Here is a 22,948-nt window from a genome sequence, read left to right on the forward strand (position 1 = left end):
ACGCGGGGTACACGGGAATGCCGCCGCGCTCCCCGGCGTTGCCGCTTTTCGGCGCAACACCTTGCCGAGCACGTTTCCCCGCCCGTTCCGAGGCCCTTTCCGAGGAGTCACATGTCCGAGAGCAGGACCACCGCCGAGTTCTTCTTCGACCCGCTGTGCCCGTGGGCCTGGATGACGTCCCGCTGGATGCTGGAGGTCGAGAAGGTGCGCCCGGTCGACGTGCGCTGGAAGGTGATGAGCCTGGCGGTGCTCAACGAGAACCGTCTGGACGAGGTGCCGCCGGAGTACCGGGAGATGCTCGAGACCAAGGCCTGGGGCCCGGTGCGCGTGGTGGTCGCCGCCCAGCAGCTGCACGGTGACGAGGTCGTCGGCAAGCTCTACACGGCGCTCGGCACCCGCTTCCACAACGACGGCGAGGGCCCGACCCGCGAGGCCATCGCCGCCGCGCTCGCCGACGTCGGCCTGCCGGCCGAGCTCGTCGACTACGCGGACAAGGACACGTACGACGCCGAGCTGCGCGCCTCCCACAAGGAGGGCATCGACAAGGTCGGCCAGGACGTCGGCACCCCGGTGATCTCCGTCCCCGGCGCGGACGGCGCCGAGGTCGCCTTCTTCGGCCCGGTCGTCACGCCGACCCCGCGCGGCGAGGCCGCCGCCCGGCTGTGGGACGGCACCCTGCTCGTCGCGTCGACGCCGGGCTTCTACGAGATCAAGCGCACCCGGACGGCGGCGCCGAGCTTCGAGTAGGCCCGCGTCCGCACATGCGGACGGCCCCCGCGGTTCGCCCCCAGAGGGGGTACCGCGGGGGCCGTCCTCTTTCCGCCTGCCCGGTGAAGGTTGAGAAGACGATCACGAGCAGGAGTCCGTCAGATGCCGATCAGCGGGGTGCGTCCCTTCGCGTCGGCGTAGCGCTTCTGCACGTCCTGCCAGTTGACGACCTGCCACATGGCCTCGATGAAGTCGACCTTCTGGTTCTTGTACTGCAGGTAGAAGGCGTGCTCCCAGGCGTCGAAGACGAGGACCGGGACCGAGCCCTGGCCGACGTTGCCCTGGTGGTCGTAGACCTGCTCGACGATCAGCCGGCCGCTGATCGGCTCGTACGCGAGGACGCCCCAGCCGGAGCCCTGGGTGGTCGCGGCGGCCTTGGTGAGCTGGGCCTTGAACCTGGCGAAGGAGCCGAAGGACTCGGTGATCGCGTCGGCGAGCTCGCCGACCCCGTCGGCGGCCAGCGGCTCACCGCCGCCTCCGTCCTTCGGGCTGTTCATGTTGTTCCAGTAGATGCTGTGCAGGATGTGCCCGGAGAGGTGGAAGGCCAGGCTCTTCTCCAGCCCGTTGATGCTTCCCCACTCCTCCTTGTCGCGCGCCTCCTCCAGCTGCTCCAGCGTGTCGTTCGCACCCTTCACGTAGGCCGCGTGGTGCTTGTCGTGGTGCAGCTCGATGATCTGCGGGTTGATCACCGGCTCCAGCGCCGCGTAGTCGTACGGCAGCTCCGGAAGTGTGTAGATCGCCATGTGCCGAGCCCTAGCCCTTCGACCGACTGCTTATTGCAACCTCTATGCAAGTGCAGGTTAGCAGTAGGTGCGAGAGAAGTTGATCAGTCGTTGGTCCTAGGACGGGCGCGGACACGACGAGGCCCCGCCGAGCGGTCGCTCGGCGGGGCCTCGTCGCAGGGAAGGGGGGCGGTCAGGCCTCTTCGGGGGCCGGGTCGTTCGTCGGGGCGGCCGCCGTCCCGCGGGACTTCTGCAGGGCGAAGCCGACCAGCGCGAGCACCAGCGTCAGGCCGCCCGTCGAGTAGAGCTGGATCCGGGTGCCCTCCTCACGGGCCATCAGGAAGAAGACCGCCGCCATGCCGGCCAGCGCCACCCAGGTCAGGGCCGGGAACAGCCACATCTTCACGACCAGCTTCTCGGGCGCCTCGCGCTCGGTGCGGCGGCGCAGCACCAGCTGGGAGGCCGCGATGAAGAACCAGACGACGAGGATGATCGCGCCGATGGTGTTGAGCAGCCAGATGAAGGCCTTGTCCGGCGACCAGTAGCTCAGCAGCACGCAGCCGAAGCCGACGACCGAGGAGACGAGGACCGCCGGGCGCGGCACGCCGCCGAAGGTGCGGCCGAGCGCCTGCGGGCCCTGGCCGCGGGCGACCAGCGAGCCGGCCATGCGGGAGGCGCCGTAGATGTTGGCGTTCATCGCCGAGAGCAGGGCGACCAGGACCACCACGTTCATGATCTGGCCGGCGGCCGGGATGCCCAGGTGGTCGAGCGCCGCGACGTACGGGCCCTTCTCGACGACCGCCTTGTCGTCCCACGGCACCAGGGTCACGATGACCGCCATCGAGCCGATGTAGAAGAGCGCGATGCGCCACATCGCCGTGCGGACGGCCTTGGCGACGCCCTGCACCGGGTGTTCGGACTCGGCCGCGGCGATGGTGACGGTCTCCAGACCGCCGTACGCGAAGACCGAGGCGAGCAGACCGACGATCAGGCCTTCCGAGCCGTGCGGGAAGAAGCCGCCGTCCCCGGAGAGGTTCGCCGCGCCGGGGGCGTCCGTGCCCGGCAGCACGCCGACGATGGCGAGCACGCCGATGCCGAGGAAGAGGACGATCGCGCCGACCTTCAGCGCGGCGAACCAGAACTCGAACTCGCCGAAGTTCTTCACCGCCGCCAGGTTCGTGCCGCAGAACACCACCATGAAGAGGGCCACCCAGGCCCACTCCGCGGTTCCCGGGAACCAGCCCGTCATGATCTTCGCGGCGCCGATGCCCTCCAGGCCGACGGCCACGCACAGCAGGAACCAGAAGGCCCAGCCGGCGGTGAAGCCGGCCCACGGGCCGAAGGCCCGCTCGGCGTGGACGGAGAAGGAGCCCGAGGCCGGGTTCGCCGCCGACATCTCGCCCAGCATCCGCATCACCAGCATGACGAGCACACCGGAGATCGCGTACGCGAGGACGATCGACGGGCCGGCCGCGGCGATGCCGGCACCGGAGCCGACGAAGAGGCCGGCGCCGATGACGCCACCGAGGGCGATCATCGAGAGATGGCGCTGCTTGAGGCCGTGGGACAGGCCCCCGGCAGGAGCGCTCGCGCCGTCCTTGCGGTCGGCCGGCGCGGGCGCGGTGGTCCGGGACATGGGCGAACCTGTTCATGAGGTGAGACGGGGAGGTGGCCCACAGTCTGTGGGCCCGCACCGCTCACAGGGAACAGATGTCCGCTATACGGGCACGAGCTTCACACAAGGTGAAGGTTCAGCTCCGCTTCGTGGAGGAACCGCGCAGCTCCCGCCCCCATGCCACGACCAGCACCGCCGCCGTCGCCCCGGCCGACCACAGCACCTGCGGCCGGGCCGCGTCGTCCACCAGCATCAGCACGAGCACCGCCGCCATCGCCGCGAGCGCCACCCAGGTCAGCCACGGGAAGCCCCACATCCGCAGCGACAGCGTCTCCGGCGCCTCCCGCTCGATCCGGCGCCGCAGCCGCAGCTGGGACACCGCGATCAGCGCCCACACGAACAGCAGCACCGCGCCGACCGCGTTCAGCATGTAGAGGAAGACCGAATCCGGCCACTTCAGATTCAGCAGTACGGAGACGAAGCCGAAGGCCACCGACGCCAGCACCGCCCGCCGCGGCACCCCGCCGCCCGACACCCTGAGCAGTCCCTTCGGCGCCTCACCGCGCTCGGCCAGCGAGAACACCATCCGCGAGGAGCCGTACAGATTGGCGTTCAGCGCCGAGAGCAGCGCCACGAACACCACCACGTTCATGATCTGACCGGCCGCCGGCACCCCGATCGCGTCCAGCACCGCCACGTACGGCGACTCGCCCGGCTGCATCGCGGTCCACGGCAGCAGGGTCACGATCACCAGCATCGAGCCCACGTAGAAGAAGAGGATGCGCCACACGGCGCTGCGCACCGCCCGCGCGACGTTGCGCGCCGGGTCGTCCGACTCGGCCGCCGCGATCGTCACGACCTCCAGGCCGCCGAAGGCGAAGACCACGGCGAGCACGCCGGAGACGACCCCTGCCCAGCCGTTGGGCAGGAAGCCGCCCTGGCCCGTCAGATTGGTCAGTCCCACCGGGTCGGTGTCGGGCAGCCGGCCGACGATCGCCAGCACACCGAGCACCAGGAAGAGCACGATCGCGCCGACCTTCAGCGCCGCGAACCAGAACTCGAACTCGCCGAAGTTCTTCACCGCCGCCAGATTGGCCGCCGTGAACACCAGCATGAAGACGAGCACCCAGGCCCACTGCGGCACGCCCGGCACCCAGCCGTGCGCGATCCGCGCCGCGCCCGTCGCCTCCACCGCGAGCACCACCACCAGCAGGAACCAGTACAGCCAGCCCACCGAGAAGCCCGCCCAGCGGCCGAGCGCCCGCTCCGCGTGCACCGAGAAGGCACCGGACGCCGGCATCGCCGCCGACATCTCGCCCAGCATCCGCATCACCAGCATCGCGAGCGCGCCGGCGAGCAGATACGAGACGACGATCCCGGGCCCCGCCACCGCGATGCCCGCGCCCGAGCCGACGAAGAGCCCGGCGCCGATCACCCCGCCGAGCCCCAGCATCGTCAGATGACGCTGCTTCAGCCCGTGGGAGAGCGGCTCGGGTTCCGGGGCGAGGGAGGACGGAGGGGCGGGCGGGGCGTCGTGCATGTGGGGGCTCGTGCTCTCGGACGGTTTATGGGGACTCCACAGTCTCTCCGGTGACCGTCTCCTGGCGCAAAAGGGACCACTGGGCGAGAGTGCCCAGTGACAAGCGTCACGTGGCGGGAGGCATGAACGACGGGCTTTGTCTGATCTCCACGAAGCGCTCAACCTCCGCTTTGTGGGCGGCTGATGGTGATCGGCCGTTCACTCCTGGCATACGGTCGAGCCGTCCCCCTGTCCCCTCGTTCCGCGGAGTACCGATGAGCACCGCCGCCGCCCCCGTCCGTTCCCTCCGCTCCGGGACGGTCCTCGCCGACCTGATCCCGTCGAGCCGCGTCCGCGACCTCGCGCTGGTCGTCGGCGGCGCCGCGCTCACCGGCCTCGCCGCCCAGCTGTCCGTGCCCGTCCCGGGCTCCCCGGTCCCGGTCTCCGGCCAGACCTTCGCCGCCCTCCTCGTCGGCACCTCGCTCGGCGCCCGCCGCGGTTTCCTCGCCCTCGCCCTGTACGCCGTCGCCGGCATGGCGGGCGTGCCGTGGTTCGCCCAGGCCACCTCCGGCTGGTCCATGCCGTCCTTCGGCTACATCCTCGGCATGCTGCTCGCCGCGACCGTCGTCGGCGCCCTCGCCCGCCGCGGCGCCGACCGCTCGGTGCTCCGCACGGCCGGCACGATGGTGCTCGGCTCGGCGGTCATCTACGCGGTCGGCGTGCCGTACCTGGCCCTCGCCACCGGCATGTCCTTCGGCCAGGCCGTCGCCGCGGGCCTGACTCCGTTCCTCATCGGCGACGCCCTCAAGGCCGCGCTGGCGATGGGCGCCCTGCCGACCGCCTGGAAGCTGCTCGGCCACAAGGGCTGAGCCGCGCAAGCGGCGGAGCCGCTGAGGGCCGGGGCTGCCGAGTGCCGCGCCGCCCAAGGCCCGCGCTCACGCGCTCACCGCTTCCCGAAGGGCCCGAAGAGGCCCGCCGGGTCGAGTTCCGACTTGACCGCGGCGAGCCTCTTCGCCGTCGCGGAGTCGTACAGGCCGTCCGTCCGCTCCCCGTCGCCGAAGACGAAGTTGGCCGCGCGCCCCAGCGTGCGCGGTGCGAGCGCCCGCTCCACGCGCGCGTGGAGCTCCCGTACCGGTGCCGGACCGGCCTCGTCGAGCGGGTACAGGGCCCGCACGAGCCAGCCCGCCTCGCGGTACGGCACGGAGTTCGGCGTCGCCGGCTCCGCGGCGAGCGCCCCGCCCAGGTGGTTGAGCTGTACGACCGCCATCCGGTCGGCCTTCGGCCCGGTCAGGTCGAGGACCTGGGCCGGCGCCTGCTCGTCCATCGCGTCGAGGAGGATCCCGTCGCCCCAGTAGGCGTGCGGGAAGTCCGGGTCCGCGTGGATGGTGTGGCTCTCGGCGTACGGGAGCTCCCGCAGCGAGTCGGAGAGCGCGGGCCCCAGCTCCCGCAGCGGCGCCACCAGCCGCTCGCCGTCCGCCGCGTCGCCGGTGAAGGCGACCCGCACCGACAGCACGTACCGGCCGCGCAGGTGCGGAGGCAGGGCCGGGACGTCCGGGTAGACCAGCGCGGCGAGCGAGGAGGTCAGCGCCTCGGGCACGCCCGAGGCCCACTCCGTGTAGGCCCGCAGCACCCGGCCCGGCTCGACCACGGCACCGTCGAAGGCGAGCGAGCCGCCGTAGAGGCGGGCGACCGGCACCAGGCCGGTCTCGACGGCGGTGACCACGCCGAGCCCGTGACCGCCGCCGAGCACCGCCTCGAACGCCGCGTCGCCCGGCGTCAGGTGCCGCAGCTCGCCGTCCGCCGTCACCAGGTCGAGCGAGCGGACGTGGTCGGCGGCCCAGCCGTACGTACGGCCGAGGATGCCCAGACCGCCGCCGAGGAGGTAGCCGACCACGCCGACGCCGGGCGAGGAGCCGTTGAGCGGCGCGAGCCCGTGCGGCGCGGCGGCCGCCACGACCCGGCCCCAGCGGGCCCCGGCGCCGATCCGCGCGGTGCGTGCCACCGGGTCGACCGCGACCTCGTCCATCCGCCGGGTGTCGACGAGCAGCCCGCCCTCGACGGGCCCGCCGCGCCCGTGCCCGGTGGACTGCACGGCGACGGTGAGGCCGTGCCCGGCCGCGTACCGGACGGCGGCGCGGACGTCGTCGGGGCCGGTGGCCTCGACGAGCCGCTCGGGGCGCACGGGGAAGGCGGTCTGGAAGCCGGTGAACTGGTCGTACGCGGACATGGAAAGGCTCTCCGTTCCCGAGGTGGTCGGTGTACGGAGAGCCTTTCGCGGATACCTGACAGCTTCCGTCAGGTATGGATTCAGATCCTGTCGGAGGGCTCCGGGAGCTCCGCGGGCTTCCGGAACCGGTCCTTCACGATGCCGATGGCGAGGACCAGCGCCGCGACCAGCAGCGAGAGCACGACCTGCTCGCGGTTGCTGCCGCCGTCGTAGACCATGTAGCCCAGGACGAAGACGATCATGGCGGCGGTGGCCCAGGTCAGGTACGGGAAGAGCCACATCTTCACGACCAGCTTCTCCGGGGACTCGCGCAGGATGATCTTGCGCATCCGCAGCTGGGTCAGGCAGATGACCAGCCACACGAAGAGCGCGACCGCACCGGAGGAGTTGAGCAGGAAGGCGAAGACGTCGTCCGGCCGCCAGTAGTTGAAGAAGACCGCCACGAAGCCGAAGACGACGGAGGCGAGGATCGCCGCGACCGGCACGCCCTTGGCGTTGGTGCGGGCGAAGGCCTTGGGCGCGTCACCGCGCTGGCCGAGCGAGAAGGCCATGCGGGAGGCGGTGTAGAGGCCCGAGTTCAGGCAGGACAGCACGGCGGTCAGGACGATCACGTTCATGATCTGGCCGGCGGCCGGGATGCCGATGGAGTCGAGGGCGGCGACGTACGAGCCCTTCTCGACGATCGACTTGTCGTTCCACGGCAGCAGGGTGAGGACGACGAAGATCGAACCCAGGTAGAAGACGCCGATCCGCCAGATCACGCTGTTGGTGGCCTTGGTGACGGCGCGCTGCGGGTCCTCGGACTCGCCGGCGGCCAGGGTGACGATCTCGCTGCCCATGAAGGAGAAGACGACCATCAGCACGCCGGTGAGGATCGCGCCCGCGCCCATCGGGAAGAAGCCCCCGGCGTCGGTGAGGTGCGCGAGGCCCGCGCCCGGGTTGTCCGAGCCCGGCAGCACGCCGAAGACGGCGAGGAAGCCGATGACGACGAAGGCCGCGATGGCGACGACCTTGATGCCGGCGAACCAGAACTCGAACTCGCCGTACGAGGCGACGGAGCCGAGGTTGGTCGCGGTGAGCACCACCATCACGATGAGCGCCCAGGCCCACTGCGGCACGGCCGGGATCCAGCTCTCCAGGATCACCGCTCCCGCGGTCGCCTCGACGGCGAGGACGACCACCCAGAAGAACCAGTACAGCCAGCCGATGGTGAAGCCGGCCCAGCGGCCGAGCGCCTGGTCGGCGTAGGCGGAGAAGGAGCCGGAGGAGGGGCGGGCGGCGGCCATCTCGCCGAGCATCCGCATCACGAAGACGACCATCGCGCCGACGAGCGCGTAGGAGAGGAGGATGGCGGGGCCGGCCGCGGCGATGCCGGAGCCGGAACCGACGAAGAGACCGGCGCCGATGACACCGCCGATGGCGATCATCGACAGGTGGCGGTTCTTCAGCCCGGCCTTGAGGCCGTTGGTGCCGTCGGGCTGGACTTCACCGGGGTTTCCGGTGGTGCCGCCTTCCTTCGCCAGGGTCGGCTGCGTGTTCATGAACGCTTCCTTCGGTATGGGGGCATGCTCGGGTCGCGAGCTGGAGCAATGAAACCGGGTGACCGGGGAGTACGGAAGAGCTGATTCCGGATCGTGATTCAGGACATAAGGTCCGGACCAGCCGGGACGAAGGTCCCCGGCGCCCGGGACCGACGTCCCGACCCCGATGACCGCTACCCGGCTCCGCCCGTGCCACACTCGGACCCATGCGCGTCTACCTCGGCTCCGACCATGCCGGCTACGAACTCAAGAACCACCTCGTCGAGTGGCTGAAGGCCCACGGCCACGAGCCCGTCGACTGCGGTCCCCACATCTACGACGCCCAGGACGACTACCCGCCGTTCTGCCTGCGCGCCGCCGAGAAGACGGCCGCCGACGAGGGCAGCCTCGGCATCGTGATCGGCGGCTCCGGCAACGGCGAGCAGATCGCCGCCAACAAGGTCAAGGGCGTCCGTGCCGCCCTCGCCTGGAGCGAGCAGACCGCCGCCCTCGGCCGCGAGCACAACAACGCCAACGTGGTCGCCGTCGGCGCCCGCATGCACTCGGAGGAAGAGGCGACCAAGTTCGTCGAGATCTTCCTGAGCACCCCGTACTCCGGCGACGAGCGCCACACCCGCCGCATCGACATGCTCAGCGCGTACGAGACCACCGGCGAGCTCCCGCCCATCCCGGCCCACCACCCGCAGGAGCCCACCGCCTGATGCCCGAAGGGCACACCATCCACCGGCTGGCCGCCGACTGCCGGGAACGGTTCGGCGGCCGGCCTGTGCGCGTCTCCAGCCCGCAGGGCAAGTTCGCCGACTCCGCGGCGCTCCTCGACGGCACGGTGCTCGCCCGCACCGAGGCCCACGGCAAGCACCTCTTCCTCGGCTTCCCCGGCGAGGAATGGGTCCATGTCCACCTCGGCCTCTTCGGCAAGGTCACCTTCGGCGACGCCCCCGCGCCGCCGCCCACGGACACGGTCCGGCTGCGCCTCGCCAACCCGGAGTCGTACGTCGACCTGCGCGGCCCGACGGCCTGCGAGCTGATCACCGACGCCGAGAAGCGGGCCGTACACGACCGGCTCGGCCCCGACCCCCTGAGGGACGGCGACGACCCGGCCCGCGCCTGGCACCGCGTCTCGAGGTCCCGCACCACGATCGCCGCGCTCCTCATGGACCAGAAGATCGTCGCGGGCGTCGGCAACGTCTACCGCGCCGAGGTCCTCTTCCGGCACGGCATCGACCCGTACCGCGCGGGCAGGGACCTGACCGAGCGGGAATGGCGCGCGATCTGGGACGACCTCGTCGCGCTGATGCGCGAGGGCGTGCGCCTGAACCGCATCGACACCGTCCGCCCCGAGCACACGCCCGAGGCGATGGGCCGCCCGCCGCGCGTCGACGACCACGGCGGCGAGGTCTACGTCTACCGCCGCGCCCACCTGCCCTGCCACGTCTGCGGCACCGCGATCCGCACGGCGGACCTCGCCCACCGCAACCTCTTCTGGTGCCCGGGCTGCCAGCAGTCCTAGAGGGGTGTCCGGCCTCCGGTCAGAAACTGTGCGGCAGCCACGGCGCCACCGGGGACCCGAACGCCACGGAAGCCGCCGCCAGCGCTCCCGCGCGCACCTCGCGGACGCGCCCGGCCGCGGCGAGCGACAGCAGCGAGACACCGCCCAGGTAGGCCGCGCCCAACTCCCGTACGGACAAGGAGAGGTCCGCCGGCTCGCCCGTACGGACACAGCTCGCGCCCGACGCGTCCCCCGTCAGCCGCCAACGCCCCTCGTTCCAAGGGCAGAACGCGTCCTCGACCTCGAACACCACGTCCACCGGCGTCTGGTACGTCCGCGCCGCGAGCGCCGCGCCCACGTCCACCAGCCGGACGAAGAGGATCTCCCGGAGGGTCGGCTCGCAGCGCCGGACGTCCGTCACCAGGTGCTGCCAGGCGTCGTCCACCGGCCTGCTGCGCACCTTCACCCGCGCGGTCAGGTCCACCGAGCACAGGAACCGCCACAGCGCCGCCTCCGCCACCGGGTCGAGGCCGGCCAGCTGGTGCACCGAGACGGAGCCGTCGGAGCCCGCGAAGGACCAGTCCGGCTTGATCGCGTAGTGCGCGTAGCCGACGACCTCCCCGTCCCGCTCCGCCAGCACGCACATCCGCGGCGAAGCGCCCTCCCGGTCGGCGGGCGGGTCGAGCACCGCCACCCGCTCCCAGCCGGGGCGGCGCTCCAGCATCCCGGGCCGGCCGGTGACCAGACGCGCGTACACCGCCTCGGTCGCGTCGAGTGCCTCCGTCGGCGTCGTCACCCGCAGCGAGACCTCGTCCGTGCCCTCCGGCATCGTCAGCCGCACCCGGGTCGTGTCGATCGTCGTGTGCACCGCGTACGTCGCCGCGCCGTACCCGAACCGCCCGTAGATCACCGGCTCCGAAGCCGTCAGGATCGCCAGCGGCTCGCCCCAGCTCCGTACGTCCTCCAGCTGGCGCCGCATCATCGACGTGAGGATCCCGCGCCGCCGGTGCGTCCCCGCCACGCTCACCATGGTGACGCCCGCCGCCGGCACCACGTTCCCGCCCGGGACCGAGAGGCGGAAGGAGAACGCGCCCGCCGTACCGACACAGCGGTCGCCGTCCCACGCGCCGATGGAGCGCTCGTGCTCGGTCAGCTCCTGCCAGAGCTTGCGCTCCTCGTCCGATTCCGGAACGCCACCGAACGCCAGCTCGAGCACGGCGTACCAGTTGTCCCATTCGGCGGGGTCGAGCACCCGCAGTTCCGTCGTCATATGCCATCGATATCAGCGCCCCGCGCCCCGACGCGACCCGATTTCACACAGCTTGTCACCTGGGTCCCCCTGCACGAGCTCCGACCGTGTGGATAGGGTCCAGGCCAATGGGACGTCGCGGAGTACTCGACTCGTACGCGGCCCGGATGCGCAGGAGCGCCCGCCGGGCCCGCGTCGCGCTGCGCCGGAGCGGAGTCGACTACTTCCGCGGAGACGGCTCCGACTGGATCGCGATGGCCGGGCTCCTCCTCACGGTCCCCGCCATCGCCGTCGGCACCGTCACCAACCCCGTCTGGTGCTCGCCGGTCGCCCTCGTCCTGCCGATCGTCGCCGGCGGGCTGCTGCTGCGCCCCGCCAGCCTCCTCGGCCTGTACGCGGCCGCCGCCGGCGCGCTCATCGTCGAGTCGCTGGTCCTCGGCCCGTACACCGAGGGCCCGGCCCGGGTCACCCCCGGCACCGTCCTGGTCGTCGCGGCCTGCGGTCTGTTCGGGCTGCTCATCGCCCAGTTCCGGGCCCGTGTCGGCGTGCCCTGGCGACGCGGCGGCACCATGCTCTTCGACCTGCGCGAACGCATCCGCGTGCAGAGCGCGCTGCCCCGCCTCCCGGCCGGCTGGCACCGCGAGATGGCCCTGCGCCCGGCCGGCGGCCAGTCCTTCTCCGGCGACTTCGTCGTCGCCGCCCGCACCAACGGCGGACGCACCCTGGAGGTCGTGCTCACCGACGTCTCCGGCAAGGGCATGGACGCGGGCTCCCGCGCGCTGCTCCTCTCCGGCGCCTTCGGCGGCCTCCTCGGCTCGCTGCCGCCGCACGGCTTCCTGCCCGCCGCCAACGGCTACCTGCTGCGCCAGGACTGGGACGAGGGCTTCGCCACCTCCGTCCACCTGGTCCTCGACCTGGAGTCCGGCGACTACGAGCTGCTCTCCGCCGGCCATCTGCCCGCGCTCCAGCTCCACGCGGGCACCGGCCGCTGGGAGGAGAAGGCCGCCGAAGGGCCGCTCCTCGGCGTGTACGACGGTGCCGAGTTCCACCCGGTCAAGGGCGCCCTGCGCCCCGGCGACGTCCTGATGCTCTTCACCGACGGCCTCGTCGAGAGCGCCGACCGCGACATCGCCGAGGGCATCGACCGCCTCACCGGCGAGGCCGACCGCCACATCACCGCCGGCTTCGAGGGCGCCGCCTGGCACCTCATCGAAGCCTGCGCCAAGGACGTCAACGACGACCGTGCCCTCCTCCTGATCAGCCGCAAGGGGTAGCCGCCGTGACCGAGACCCCGCACCCCGGCCCGCGCCCGTACCTCACCCTGGCCGAGGTCGAGGCCGTCGCCGTCGCCGCCCACGCCGGGCAGACCGACAAGGCGGGCCGGCCGTACGCGGAGCACCTGCGCGCCGTCGCCGAGGGCGTGCGGTCCCGGGGCGGGAGCGAGGCGCAGATCGCGGCCGGGTGGCTGCACGACGCCGTCGAGGACGACGCCCTGTCCGAGCGGTGGCTGGCGGACGCCGCGCTGCCGGACGAGGTCAAGGCGATGGTGCGCGCCCTCACCAAGCGGACCGGTGAGCCGCCGGAGGACTACGCCCGTCGCATTCTGGCCACTCCGGGCGCCCTGCTGGTCAAGGAGTCCGACCTCGCGCACAACGCCGACCCGGCCCGCCTCGCCGCGCTCGACCCGGCGACGGGGGAGCGGCTGACGGCCAAATACGCCCGGATGCGGTCCCTGTTGGGACTCACACAGGGAACCCCGTTGGGACTCACACAGGGAAATGATCAGGCCACAGGGAAATGATCAAGACGGATTTCGTCACGTTGGCTGGATCCTTACGTCGACGATTCGTCACCCGGCCGCGCTGGGCAGGAAGTTGGTGGCACGATAGATGCGGCGGGGGTGTTCTGTGACGTGCGCTCCCCGGCGGCAAGGGCGGGACCGACCGAGGGTGTGATCAGTTGTGGCCATTTCACTGTCCGTGGTGCTGCTTTTGGCGATCATCCTGGTGGTGCTGATCCGTGGCGGAAACCTGAAGGCCGGTCCGGCCGTCGTCGCGGTCCTCTTCGGCTTCTTCCTCGCCTCCACGGGCATGGCCGACGACATCCAGCGCTTCCTGGACTCGATAACGCAGACGATCGGCTCCATCAAGTTCTGAGTGCCCTGCTCGCGGTCACGCCGGCTTGGCCGCGGCGCGCTTACGGCCCCGAGAAGCCTTCGTGGCCGTCTTCGCGGTCCCGTCCGTGGGGGCCGTCGCCTTCGTCGAGCCCCGGGCCGTCGACCACGTGAACTCGATCTCCAGCTCGACCTCCCCGTCGTCGACCTCGAACTCCAGCTCACCGCGCAGCTCGTCCGGGATGCGCAGGCTCAGCGTTCCCGCGCCCAGTTCCAGCTCCGCGTCTCCGCCCTTCCTGAGGGCGTCGGCGAGCGCCGCGAGCTGATCGGCCGCCTCGACACGGGACAACGAGCGCTTCTGCTCGAACTTCAGGTCCGTCATGAGTGCCTCCGCGGCCCATTCTCCGGCCCCTCGAAGATCCCTGCAAAAGGTACGAAAGGCCCGGCATGAGGGGCCCGGGAACGACTCGGGGCCGGGCCGGAGAACGCGTCTCCGGCCCGGCCCCGGGCCGAACAGAGCGGGCGACGGGAATCGAACCCGCGTAGCTAGTTTGGAAGACTAGTGCTCTACCATTGAGCTACGCCCGCACAGCAGTGCGCCGCAGGCCAGGGCCGCGGCACGGACGCCATCGTAGCCGGTCCTGGCGGGTGCTCGCACGCCCCTCGGAAAGAGGGGGCGTCGCACCGTCCCCGTCCATGTACCCTACGTGTCGCACCGACGGGGTGTGGCGCAGCTTGGTAGCGCGTCCGCTTTGGGAGCGGAAGGCCGTGGGTTCAAATCCCGCCACCCCGACCAGCCAAGATCACGTTGTGGGGCGCAAGCCGCTTGCGGTTACTATGCAAGCTGCGTGCCCGTGTGTCTCTCTGACCGGGCCGATCGGCCGGAACCGCCACGGGCGGCGCCGCCGGAAACCAGGAATCAGCCACAAGGAGACCGAACCGTGAAGAGCGCCGTGGAGACCCTGAACCCGACCCGGGTTCGGCTCACTGTCGAGGTGCCCTTCGAGGAGCTCAAGGACAGCCTCGACGCGGCGTACAAGAAGATCAACCAGCAGGTCACGGTCAAGGGCTTCCGCAAGGGCAAGATCCCCGCGCGCGTCATCGACCAGCGCTTCGGCCGCGGTGCCGTCCTCGAGGAGGCCGTCAACGACGCGCTCCCGAAGCTGTACACCGAGGCGGTCAACGAGGCGGAGGTCAACCCGCTGGGCCAGCCCGAGGTCGACATCACCGAGCTGAAGGACGGCGAGCTGCTGGCCTTCACCGCCGAGGTCGACATCCGCCCGGCCATCGAGATCCCGGACTACTCCGGCATCGAGGTCGAGGTCGACGCGGTCGAGGTCACCGACGAGGACGTCGAGAAGTCCGTGGAGCAGCTGCGCGAGCGCTTCGCCTCCACCAACCCGGTCGAGCGCGCCGCCGCCGAGGGTGACGTCGTCACCATCGACCTCGAGGCCAAGGTCGAGGGCGAGGTCCTCCCCGACGGCATCGCCAACGGCGTCTCGTACACCATCGGCTCCGGCGAGCTGCTCGACGGCATCGACGCCGCCGTCACCGGCCTGGAGGCCGGCGGCGAGGCCACCTTCACCTCCGAGCTGAAGGGCGGCTCCGCCGCGGGCAAGGAGGCCGAGGTCACCGTCAAGGTCACCGCCGTCGCCGCCCGTGAGCTCCCCGAGCTCGACGACGAGTTCGCGCAGATGGCGTCCGAGTTCGACACCCTCGACGAGCTCAAGGCCGACAGCCGCAAGCGCCTCGAGAACATGAAGCAGTTCGACCAGGCCACCCAGGCCCAGGAGCGCGTCCTGGAGAAGTTCCTGGAGCTCGCGGAGATCCCCGTTCCCGAGAAGCTGCTCGAGGACGAGATCCAGACCCGCAAGCACAACCTGGAGCACCACCAGCTCGGCCAGATGGGCCTGACCCTCGAGAAGTACCTGGAGTTCCAGGGCAAGACGGTCGAGGAGTTCGAGGCCGAGACCAAGGAGCAGGCGGTCAAGGGCATCAAGACCCAGTTCCTGCTCGACGAGCTGGTCTCCCAGGAGAAGCTGAACGTGGACCAGGAGGAGCTCACCGAGCACCTCATGCGCCGCGCCGCCTCCTCCGGCATGTCCCCCGACCAGTTCGCCCAGGCCGTCGTCCAGGGCGGCCAGGTGCCGATGCTGGTCGGCGAGGTCGCCCGCGGCAAGGCCCTCGCGGTCGTCGTCGAGGCCGCCAAGGTCGTCGACACCAACGGCGACGTGGTCGACCTGTCCGACGAGGACGAGGAGCAGGCCACCGAGACGGTCGAGGCCGTCACCGGCGAGGCCGAGGTCTCCGAGGAGAAGTAAGCCCCACCAGGCTCACCGGGAGGCCCAGGCCCCCCGCTGAACCCCGCGCCACGGGCCCGGACGCACAGCAGTGCGCCGGGCCCGTGGACGTACCGGGATCCCTCCGGGAACCCCTTCGTGACCCGTTTATGCGCGCCCAACTACCTTGCGCTCCCAGCGAACAGTTCGGGAACCGGGATGGCGTTGTCCTACCTGCGCGTTAGGGTCCATGAATACGAGGGCACTGCCCTCAGAACGAGACGCGAGACGGCCCGGGGCCGTCGGAGACGAGCAGGTGGATACGTGACGAATCTGAAGCCTTACGCCGCGGGTGAGCCGTCCATCGGTGGCGGCCTCGGCGACCATGTCTACAACCGGCTGCTCGGCGAGCGCATCATCTTCCTCGGCCAGCAGGTCGACGACGACATCGCCAACAAGATCACCGCGCAGATGCTCCTCCTGGCCGCCGACCCGGAGAAGGACATCTTCCTCTACATCAACAGCCCCGGTGGCTCCGTGACGGCCGGCATGGCCGTCTACGACACCATGCAGTACATCCCGAACGACGTCGTCACCATCGGTATGGGCATGGCGGCCTCGATGGGCCAGTTCCTGCTCACCGGCGGCACCCCCGGCAAGCGCTTCGCGCTGCCGAACACCGACATCCTGATGCACCAGGGCTCCGCCGGCATCGGCGGCACCGCCTCGGACATCAAGATCCAGGCCGAGTACCTTCTCCGGACGAAGAAGCGCATGGCCGAGATCACCGCGCACCACTCCGGCCAGACCGTCGAGACGATCATCCGCGACGGCGACCGTGACCGCTGGTTCACCGCGGACGAGGCCAAGGAGTACGGCCTCATCGACGACATCATCACCCACGCCGCGGGTGTCCCGGGCGGCGGCGGCACGGGCGCCTGAGCCCCGGCAGCCCGTTCCAGAGCCCCAGCCCACGATCGCCCTCAGGATGGTGAACAGCCCCATGACCCCGAACTTCTCCGCGAGCGGCCTTTACACCGGCCCGCAGGTGGACAACCGCTACGTCGTGCCGCGCTTCGTCGAGCGCACCTCGCAGGGCATCCGCGAGTACGACCCGTACGCGAAGCTCTTCGAGGAGCGCGTGATCTTCCTCGGCGTGCAGATCGACGACGCCTCGGCCAACGACGTCATGGCGCAGCTGCTGTGCCTGGAGTCGATGGACCCGGACCGCGACATCTCGATCTACATCAACAGCCCGGGCGGCTCCTTCACCGCCCTCACGGCCATCTACGACACGATGCAGTTCGTGAAGCCGGACATCCAGACGGTCTGCATGGGCCAGGCGGCCTCCGCCGCGGCCGTGCTGCTCGCCGCCGGCACCCCCGGCAAGCGGATGGCCCTGCCGAACGCGCGGGTGCTGATCCACCAGCCGTCCGGCGGCACCGGCCGTGAGCAGCTCTCCGACCTGGAGATCGCGGCCAACGAGATCCTGCGCATGCGCAGCCAGCTCGAGGAGATGCTGGCCAAGCACTCCTCGACCCCGATCGAGAAGATCCGCGACGACATCGAGCGCGACAAGATCCTGACCGCCGAGGACGCCCTCGCGTACGGCCTGATCGACCAGATCATCTCGACCCGCAAGAGCACGGCCGCCGCGGCAGCCTGACGCTCGACCTTCCCTCGTCCCGGTGGGCATGGCCGAATCCCGTCCATGCCAACCGGGCCAAGGGGGGCCCGAACGGGGGGCCCGGCAAGGTACCGTCGAATATGAGGCACCAGGAGTCGCTGAACCAAGCGCTCCCAGGCGAAGGGGAAGCACCTCGTGGCACGCATCGGTGATGGCGGCGATCTGCTCAAGTGCTCGTTCTGCGGAAAGAGCCAGAAGCAGGTGAAGAAGCTCATCGCAGGCCCCGGTGTGTACATCTGCGACGAGTGCATCGACCTCTGCAACGAGATCATCGAAGAGGAGCTCGCGGAGACGAGCGAGGTGCGCTGGGAAGAGCTTCCCAAGCCCCGCGAGATCTACGAGTTCCTGGAGGGCTACGTGGTCGGCCAGGAGCCGGCCAAGAAGGCCCTCTCGGTCGCGGTGTACAACCACTACAAGCGCGTCCAGGCCGGCGAGAACGGCGGCGCGCAGGGCCGGGACGACGCCATCGAACTGGCGAAGTCCAACATCCTGCTGCTCGGCCCCACGGGGTCCGGCAAGACCCTCCTGGCCCAGACGCTCGCCCGCATGCTGAACGTGCCGTTCGCCATCGCCGACGCGACGGCGCTGACGGAGGCGGGCTATGTCGGCGAGGACGTCGAGAACATCCTGCTCAAGCTGATCCAGGCCGCGGACTACGACGTCAAGAAGGCCGAGACCGGCATCATCTACATCGACGAGATCGACAAGGTCGCCCGTAAGAGCGAAAACCCGTCGATCACGCGTGACGTGAGCGGCGAGGGCGTGCAGCAGGCCCTCCTGAAGATCCTGGAAGGCACGACGGCCTCCGTCCCGCCGCAGGGCGGCCGGAAGCACCCGCACCAGGAGTTCATCCAGATCGACACGACGAACGTGCTCTTCATCGTGGGCGGCGCCTTCGCCGGCCTGGAGAAGATCATCGAGTCGCGGGCCGGCGCCAAGGGCATCGGCTTCGGCGCGACCATCCGCTCCAAGCGGGAGATCGAGGCGAGCGACCAGTTCCAGGAGGTCATGCCGGAGGACCTGGTGAAGTTCGGGATGATCCCGGAGTTCATCGGCCGCCTCCCCGTCATCACCTCCGTCCACAACCTGGACCGCGAAGCCCTCCTGAAGATCCTCGTCGAGCCGCGCAACGCCCTGGTGAAGCAGTACCAGCGCCTCTTCGAACTCGACGGCGTGGAGCTGGACTTCGACCGCCCGGCCCTGGAGGCCATCGCCGACCAGGCCATCCTCCGCGGCACCGGCGCGCGCGGCCTGCGCGCCATCATGGAGGAGGTCCTCCAGTCGGTGATGTACGAGGTCCCGTCCCGCAAGGACGTGGCCCGCGTGGTCATCACGGCGGACGTGGTCCGCGACAACGTGAACCCGACGCTGGTCCCGCGCATCGTGAAGAACGACGGCAGGCACGAGAAGTCGGCCTGAGACCGGGACTCGTTCGTGCCCCGTCGGCCTCCGGCGGGGCACACGCGTTTTCGTCGCCAGAGGCAGTTGAATCAGGACAGAGTCGCCCCATTCGATTGCCGTGCGATTGTCCGGATGATCTCGTTCTCGGGTGCAGACGATCAGTCTGCGTCATTCCGAGAGGAGACCAAGATGGGGACCAAGCTCCAGCGGCTGTTCGCGGCAGCGTCCTTGACTGCCGCCGTCATCGTGATACCGGTCGCGACCGCGACGTCCGCACAGGCGACGCCTGCCCAGTGTGAAAGCTACTTACGTGGCGCCGGGTACGTGGTCGGTCCGAAGGTGAAGGCTGCCTGCCGAAACGGCGCGCAGGTGCCGACCGGGCACACCGTGTGTCTCGGCGGCCTTGTGGCCATCGGCGTCCAGGCCGCCCACGCGAACAGGGCCTGCACGCTGGCCGCGTAGTCGGTGAGTCTCTTCGGTCTCGAGCGCGGTGGCGGGCGGCTCATGTCCGCCCGCCCCACCGCCGGGACCCCCGCCCCGGGCGGGGGGCGGGGCTGGTCGTCAGATCAGGCCTTGCTGCGCGACGTGTTGTAGAGCTTGGCCGCCAGGTCGGCGACCTCGGACTGCGGCAGCGGGGCACCGCCGGTCATCATGGTCGACAGGTCGATCAGGTTGACCGAGCCGAGGGTCGAGTAGTCGGCCCAGATGCAGGTCGGGGCCTCCAGCGACTTGGGGCCGAGCGCCGCCGAGCCCGACTCCTTCTCGCTGGTCATCTTCACGTTCTGGCACTTCATCAGGGCGCCCTTGAAGCCCGACGGCTCCACCGTCTCGGCGCTGCCGACGAGTTCGTACTTCATGCCCATCTTCTCGGCCTCGGGGTTCTTCCCGATGCTCGCGAAGTAGGCGTCGATCGTCTTCTCCGGGTCGGCGATCTCGCCGTACAGACCGCTGAAGCTGAGCTGCTTGCCCTTGAGCGGCTCGGTGCTGTTCTTGTACTGGCCGAAGGTCTGAGCGGCGTTCTTCACGCCCAGCGCCTCGGCGCGCGCCTTCTGCTCGTCGTTCAGCGTCGTGGACTTGCCCGCGGCGCCCGGGGACTTCTTGTACTCGCCCACGCTGTCCGGGGCGGTCAGCTTGTAGCCCTTGGTGTCATCGGCCACGGCGCCGTTGCCCGCGCCGGCGCCTCCGCCGAACACGAAGTACGCGCCCACGCCCAGCGCCGCCACCACCGCGATGCCGCCGATGATCCAGCCGGCCTTGCTCTTCTTGACGGGCGGCGGCGGGGGCATGTAGCCGCCGGGGCCCTGGGGGGCGCCGTACGGGGGCTGCTGGGGCGGCTGGCCGTAGGGGGCGGGCTGCTGCTGCGGGTAGCCGTACGGGGGCTGCTGCGGCGGGACGCCCTGCGGGGCCTGCTGCGGGTAGCCGTAACCCGGCTGCGGGGCCTGAGGCTGGCCGTAGGGGTTCGGCTGGCCGCCGTAGGGGCCGGGCTGCTGGCCGTAGGGGTTCGGCTGGCCGCCGTACGGGCCCGGCTGGTTGTAGCTCATGGACAGGTTCCCCTCACAGGATGTTTATGCGTAGCGAACATCCTGTCGGAAGCCCCGCCCCGCCGGAGCGCTGGGGGGCACACCGTTACCGAACAATCGAGTTTCTGGACACGTCCGGGACACCCCTAAACTGGGCCCGTGACCGAGAACACTCAGCAGCAGACAGCAGCCACCACCGAATTGCCGACCCAGTACACGCCGGCCGAGGTAGAGGGGCCGCTGTACGAGCGCTGGGTAGAGCGCGGGTACTTCGAGGCCGACGAGAAGAGCGACAAGCCGCCGTTCACCATCGTCATCCCGCCGCCGAACGTCACCGGTTCGCTCCACCTGGGCCACGCCTTCGAGCACACGCTGATCGACGCCCTCACCCGCCGCAAGCGGATGCAGGGCTACGAGACGCTGTGGCAGCCGGGCATGGACCACGCCGGCATCGCCACCCAGAACGTCGTCGAGCGCGAGCTCGCGAAGGAGGGCAAGTCCCGCCACGACCTGGGCCGTGAGGCCTTCGTCGAGCGCGTCTGGAAGTGGAAGGCCGAGTCCGGCGGCCAGATCTCCGGCCAGATGCGCCGCCTCGGCGACGGCGTCGCCTGGTCCCGCGAGCGCTTCACCATGGACGAGGGCCTGTCCAAGGCCGTCCAGACCATCTTCAAGAAGCTCTACGACGACGAGCTGATCTACCGCGCCGAGCGCATCATCAACTGGTGCCCCCGCTGCCTCACCGCGATCTCGGACATCGAGGTCGAGTACCAGGACGACGACGGCGAGCTCGTCTCCATCCGGTACGGCTCCGGGGACGCGGAGATCGTCGTCGCCACCACCCGCGCCGAGACGATGCTCGGCGACACGGCCGTCGCCGTCCACCCGGACGACGAGCGCTACAAGCACCTGGTCGGCACCGAGATCGAGCTGCCGCTCACCGGCCGCCGGATCCCGGTCGTCGCCGACGAGCACGTCGACCCGGCGTTCGGCACCGGCGCGGTCAAGGTGACGCCCGCCCACGACCCGAACGACTTCGAGATCGGCCAGCGGCACGACCTCCCGTCGATCGCCGTCATGGACGAGCACGCGGTCATCACCGTCCACGGTCCCTTCCAGGGCCTGGACCGTCTGGAGGCCCGTTCCGCGATCGTCGCCGCGCTGCGCGCCGAGGGCCGGATCGTCGCCGAGAAGCGGCCGTACACCCACTCCGTCGGCCACTGCTCGCGCTGCAAGACCACCATCGAGCCGCGGCTCTCCATGCAGTGGTGGGTCAAGGTCGGGCCGCTCGCGAAGGCCGCCGGTGACGCGGTCCGCGACGGGAAGGTCAAGATCCACCCGCAGGAGATGGAGAAGCGGTACTTCGACTGGGTCGACAACCTGCACGACTGGTGCATCTCGCGCCAGCTGTGGTGGGGCCACCGGATCCCGGTCTGGTACGGCCCGAACGGCGAGGTCGTCTGCGTCGGCCCCGACGAGGAGCCGCCCACCGGCGAGGGCTGGCGCCAGGACAGCGACGTCCTCGACACCTGGTTCTCCTCCGGCCTGTGGCCGTTCTCCACGCTCGGCTGGCCCGAGCAGACCGACAGCCTCGCGAAGTTCTACCCGAACTCCGTCCTCGTCACCGGCTACGACATCCTCTTCTTCTGGGTCGCCCGGATGATGATGTTCGGTCTGTACGCGATGGACGGCACCCCGCCGTTCCACACCATCGCCCTGCACGGCATGGTCCGTGACCAGAACGGCAAGAAGATGTCGAAGTCCTTCGGCAACGTGGTCAACCCGCTGGACTGGATGGACCAGTACGGTTCCGACGCCGTCCGCTTCACCCTGGCCAACGGCGCCAACCCGGGCGTCGACGTCCCGATCGGCGAGGACTGGGTCAAGGCGTCCCGGAACTTCGCCAACAAGATCTGGAACGCGACCCGCTTCGCGCTGATGAACGGCGCGACGGTCGAGGGCGAACTGCCCCCGGTCGAGCAGCTGTCCGCGACCGACCGCTGGATCCTGTCCCGTCTCAACAAGACGGTCGCCCAGGTCGACGCGTTCTACGAGGACTACCAGTTCGCGAAGCTCAGCGACGCGCTGTACCACTTCGCGTGGGACGAGGTCTTCGACTGGTACGTCGAGCTGTCGAAGACGACCTTCTTCGCCGGCGGCGAGCAGGCCAAGGTCTCCGGCCGGGTCCTCGGCGAGGTCCTGGACGTCATGCTGCGGCTGCTGCACCCGGTCGTCCCGTTCGTCACGGAGACCCTGTGGACCACGCTCACCGGTCGTGAGTCCCTGGTCATCGCCGAGTGGCCGACCGACAGCGGCTTCCGCGACGACGCCGCCGAGGCCGAGATCGAGAACCTCCAGCAGGTGGTCACCGAGGTCCGCCGCTTCCGCGCCGACCAGGGGCTCCAGCCCGGTCAGAAGGTCCCGGCCCGCCTCGAGCTCGACGGCACCCCGCTCGCCGCGCACGAGGCCGCCATCCGCCAGCTGCTCCGCCTCCAGCCGGAGGGCGAGGGCTTCTCCGCCACCGCCTCCCTGCCGGTCGCCGGCGCGACGGTCTCGCTCGACCTGTCGGGCACGATCGACGTCGCCGCCGAGCGCAAGCGGCTCGCGAAGGACCTGGCCGCCGCCGAGAAGGAGAAGGCGCAGGCCGAGGGCAAGCTCGGCAACGAGGCCTTCCTGGCGAAGGCGCCGGACAACGTGGTCGACAAGATCCGCACCCGCCTCGCCAAGGCGGACGAGGACATCGCCCGCATCCAGGCGCAGCTGGCGAACCTGCCGCAGGCGTAGCCCGCACGGCGTGACGAAGGGGCCTGGAACCACGAGT

At 70.4% G+C, this 22,948-nt stretch carries 21 protein-coding genes and 2 tRNA genes; 14 read left to right on the plus strand and 9 right to left on the minus strand.

All coding sequences use genetic code 11. From position 1 onward, the window contains the following. Positions 1 to 111: 111 nt before the first annotated feature. Positions 112 to 747: a DsbA family protein gene (locus tag ACFVGS_RS10020; RefSeq protein WP_384421490.1), complete on the plus strand. Its 636-nt coding sequence runs from the start codon at positions 112 to 114 to the stop codon at positions 745 to 747. 119 nt (positions 748 to 866) lie between these two features. Here ACFVGS_RS10020 and ACFVGS_RS10025 read toward each other — a convergent pair whose 3' ends face one another. The 3 genes from ACFVGS_RS10025 to ACFVGS_RS10035 all read right to left on the minus strand — a co-directional run bounded on the left by ACFVGS_RS10025 (position 867) and on the right by ACFVGS_RS10035 (position 4,645). Next, entirely contained in the window at positions 867 to 1,511 is a 645-nt protein-coding gene (locus ACFVGS_RS10025; protein WP_384421492.1) for a superoxide dismutase, read from the minus strand. A gap of 172 nt (positions 1,512 to 1,683) precedes the next feature. Then, positions 1,684 to 3,126 carry an amino acid permease gene (locus ACFVGS_RS10030; protein WP_384421686.1) on the minus strand — a complete coding sequence of 481 codons (1,443 nt, stop codon included), beginning with the start codon at positions 3,124 to 3,126 and terminating at the stop codon, positions 1,684 to 1,686. 115 nt (positions 3,127 to 3,241) lie between these two features. Continuing rightward, the gene (locus ACFVGS_RS10035; protein WP_384421684.1) at positions 3,242 to 4,645 is read right to left on the minus strand and encodes an amino acid permease; all 1,404 of its coding nucleotides are present in this window, start codon (positions 4,643 to 4,645) and stop codon (positions 3,242 to 3,244) included. Positions 4,646 to 4,899: 254 nt separating this feature from the next. Here ACFVGS_RS10035 and ACFVGS_RS10040 point away from each other — a divergent pair, with 254 nt between their 5' ends. Further along, positions 4,900 to 5,493, plus strand: a complete 594-nt coding sequence (locus ACFVGS_RS10040; RefSeq protein WP_384421682.1) for a biotin transporter BioY — start codon at positions 4,900 to 4,902, stop codon at positions 5,491 to 5,493. Between the two features lie 74 nt (positions 5,494 to 5,567). Here the strand turns inward: ACFVGS_RS10040 and ACFVGS_RS10045 are convergent, their stop codons facing one another. Together ACFVGS_RS10045 and ACFVGS_RS10050 are read right to left on the minus strand one after the other, a co-directional pair. After that, entirely contained in the window at positions 5,568 to 6,851 is a 1,284-nt protein-coding gene (locus ACFVGS_RS10045) for an FAD-binding oxidoreductase (RefSeq protein WP_385692117.1), read from the minus strand. A gap of 80 nt (positions 6,852 to 6,931) precedes the next feature. Further along, positions 6,932 to 8,392, minus strand: coding sequence for an amino acid permease (locus ACFVGS_RS10050; protein ID WP_384421678.1), 1,461 nt, complete (start codon positions 8,390 to 8,392; stop codon positions 6,932 to 6,934). A gap of 206 nt (positions 8,393 to 8,598) precedes the next feature. On the opposite strand from ACFVGS_RS10050, the gene ACFVGS_RS10055 reads away from it, so the two are divergent. Continuing rightward, on the plus strand, positions 8,599 to 9,093 hold the full coding sequence (locus ACFVGS_RS10055) for a ribose-5-phosphate isomerase (protein ID WP_384421676.1): 495 nt from the start codon (positions 8,599 to 8,601) through the stop codon (positions 9,091 to 9,093). After that, the gene (locus ACFVGS_RS10060; RefSeq protein ID WP_385692119.1) at positions 9,093 to 9,902 is read left to right on the plus strand and encodes an Fpg/Nei family DNA glycosylase; all 810 of its coding nucleotides are present in this window, start codon (positions 9,093 to 9,095) and stop codon (positions 9,900 to 9,902) included. The genes ACFVGS_RS10055 and ACFVGS_RS10060 overlap by 1 nt, the downstream gene beginning before the upstream one ends. Before the next feature lie 19 nt (positions 9,903 to 9,921). On the opposite strand, the gene ACFVGS_RS10065 is transcribed toward ACFVGS_RS10060, so the two are convergent. Continuing rightward, positions 9,922 to 11,151 carry a GNAT family N-acetyltransferase gene (locus ACFVGS_RS10065; RefSeq protein WP_385692121.1) on the minus strand — a complete coding sequence of 410 codons (1,230 nt, stop codon included), beginning with the start codon at positions 11,149 to 11,151 and terminating at the stop codon, positions 9,922 to 9,924. A 107-nt stretch (positions 11,152 to 11,258) separates the two neighbouring features. Between ACFVGS_RS10065 and ACFVGS_RS10070 the strand changes: the two genes are divergently transcribed. The 3 genes from ACFVGS_RS10070 (at position 11,259) to ACFVGS_RS10080 (ending at position 13,286) form a co-directional block, all read left to right on the plus strand. Then, positions 11,259 to 12,404, plus strand: coding sequence for a PP2C family protein-serine/threonine phosphatase (locus ACFVGS_RS10070; RefSeq protein ID WP_385692122.1), 1,146 nt, complete (start codon positions 11,259 to 11,261; stop codon positions 12,402 to 12,404). 5 nt (positions 12,405 to 12,409) lie between these two features. Continuing rightward, on the plus strand, positions 12,410 to 12,931 hold the full coding sequence (locus tag ACFVGS_RS10075) for an HD domain-containing protein (RefSeq protein WP_385692124.1): 522 nt from the start codon (positions 12,410 to 12,412) through the stop codon (positions 12,929 to 12,931). Between the two features lie 160 nt (positions 12,932 to 13,091). Next, positions 13,092 to 13,286 (plus strand): hypothetical protein, encoded by a 195-nt coding sequence (locus ACFVGS_RS10080; RefSeq protein ID WP_384421666.1) that lies wholly within the window; start codon positions 13,092 to 13,094, stop codon positions 13,284 to 13,286. 15 nt (positions 13,287 to 13,301) lie between these two features. Here ACFVGS_RS10080 and ACFVGS_RS10085 read toward each other — a convergent pair whose 3' ends face one another. Further along, positions 13,302 to 13,625: an amphi-Trp domain-containing protein gene (locus ACFVGS_RS10085; RefSeq protein ID WP_385692125.1), complete on the minus strand. Its 324-nt coding sequence runs from the start codon at positions 13,623 to 13,625 to the stop codon at positions 13,302 to 13,304. Positions 13,626 to 13,760: 135 nt separating this feature from the next. After that, positions 13,761 to 13,831 (minus strand) — tRNA-Gly (locus ACFVGS_RS10090). A gap of 131 nt (positions 13,832 to 13,962) precedes the next feature. On the opposite strand from ACFVGS_RS10090, the gene ACFVGS_RS10095 reads away from it, so the two are divergent. The 6 genes from ACFVGS_RS10095 to ACFVGS_RS10120 all read left to right on the plus strand — a co-directional run bounded on the left by ACFVGS_RS10095 (position 13,963) and on the right by ACFVGS_RS10120 (position 19,072). After that, positions 13,963 to 14,039: transfer RNA gene (locus ACFVGS_RS10095), tRNA-Pro, on the plus strand. A gap of 145 nt (positions 14,040 to 14,184) precedes the next feature. Further along, the gene (tig, locus tag ACFVGS_RS10100; protein ID WP_384421662.1) at positions 14,185 to 15,564 is read left to right on the plus strand and encodes a trigger factor; all 1,380 of its coding nucleotides are present in this window, start codon (positions 14,185 to 14,187) and stop codon (positions 15,562 to 15,564) included. Positions 15,565 to 15,846: 282 nt separating this feature from the next. Then, positions 15,847 to 16,464, plus strand: a complete 618-nt coding sequence (locus ACFVGS_RS10105; protein WP_384421660.1) for an ATP-dependent Clp protease proteolytic subunit — start codon at positions 15,847 to 15,849, stop codon at positions 16,462 to 16,464. A gap of 61 nt (positions 16,465 to 16,525) precedes the next feature. Further along, on the plus strand, positions 16,526 to 17,188 hold the full coding sequence (locus tag ACFVGS_RS10110) for an ATP-dependent Clp protease proteolytic subunit (RefSeq protein ID WP_385434683.1): 663 nt from the start codon (positions 16,526 to 16,528) through the stop codon (positions 17,186 to 17,188). Between the two features lie 156 nt (positions 17,189 to 17,344). Further along, a complete protein-coding gene (clpX, locus tag ACFVGS_RS10115) occupies positions 17,345 to 18,628 on the plus strand; it encodes an ATP-dependent Clp protease ATP-binding subunit ClpX (RefSeq protein ID WP_128980430.1) in 1,284 nt (427 codons plus the stop codon). Positions 18,629 to 18,799: 171 nt separating this feature from the next. Then, positions 18,800 to 19,072 carry a hypothetical protein gene (locus tag ACFVGS_RS10120; RefSeq protein WP_385692128.1) on the plus strand — a complete coding sequence of 91 codons (273 nt, stop codon included), beginning with the start codon at positions 18,800 to 18,802 and terminating at the stop codon, positions 19,070 to 19,072. 104 nt (positions 19,073 to 19,176) lie between these two features. Here the strand turns inward: ACFVGS_RS10120 and ACFVGS_RS10125 are convergent, their stop codons facing one another. After that, complete coding sequence (locus tag ACFVGS_RS10125; RefSeq protein WP_385692130.1) at positions 19,177 to 20,151, minus strand: hypothetical protein; 975 nt, start codon at positions 20,149 to 20,151, stop codon at positions 19,177 to 19,179. Between the two features lie 138 nt (positions 20,152 to 20,289). Between ACFVGS_RS10125 and ACFVGS_RS10130 the strand changes: the two genes are divergently transcribed. Then, positions 20,290 to 22,911, plus strand: coding sequence for a valine--tRNA ligase (locus ACFVGS_RS10130; protein WP_384421652.1), 2,622 nt, complete (start codon positions 20,290 to 20,292; stop codon positions 22,909 to 22,911). The last annotated feature ends 37 nt before the right edge of the window (positions 22,912 to 22,948 follow it).

Origin of the sequence: Streptomyces sp. NPDC127114, assembly GCF_042677525.1 — a bacterium.
GTDB lineage: Bacteria > Actinomycetota > Actinomycetes > Streptomycetales > Streptomycetaceae > Streptomyces.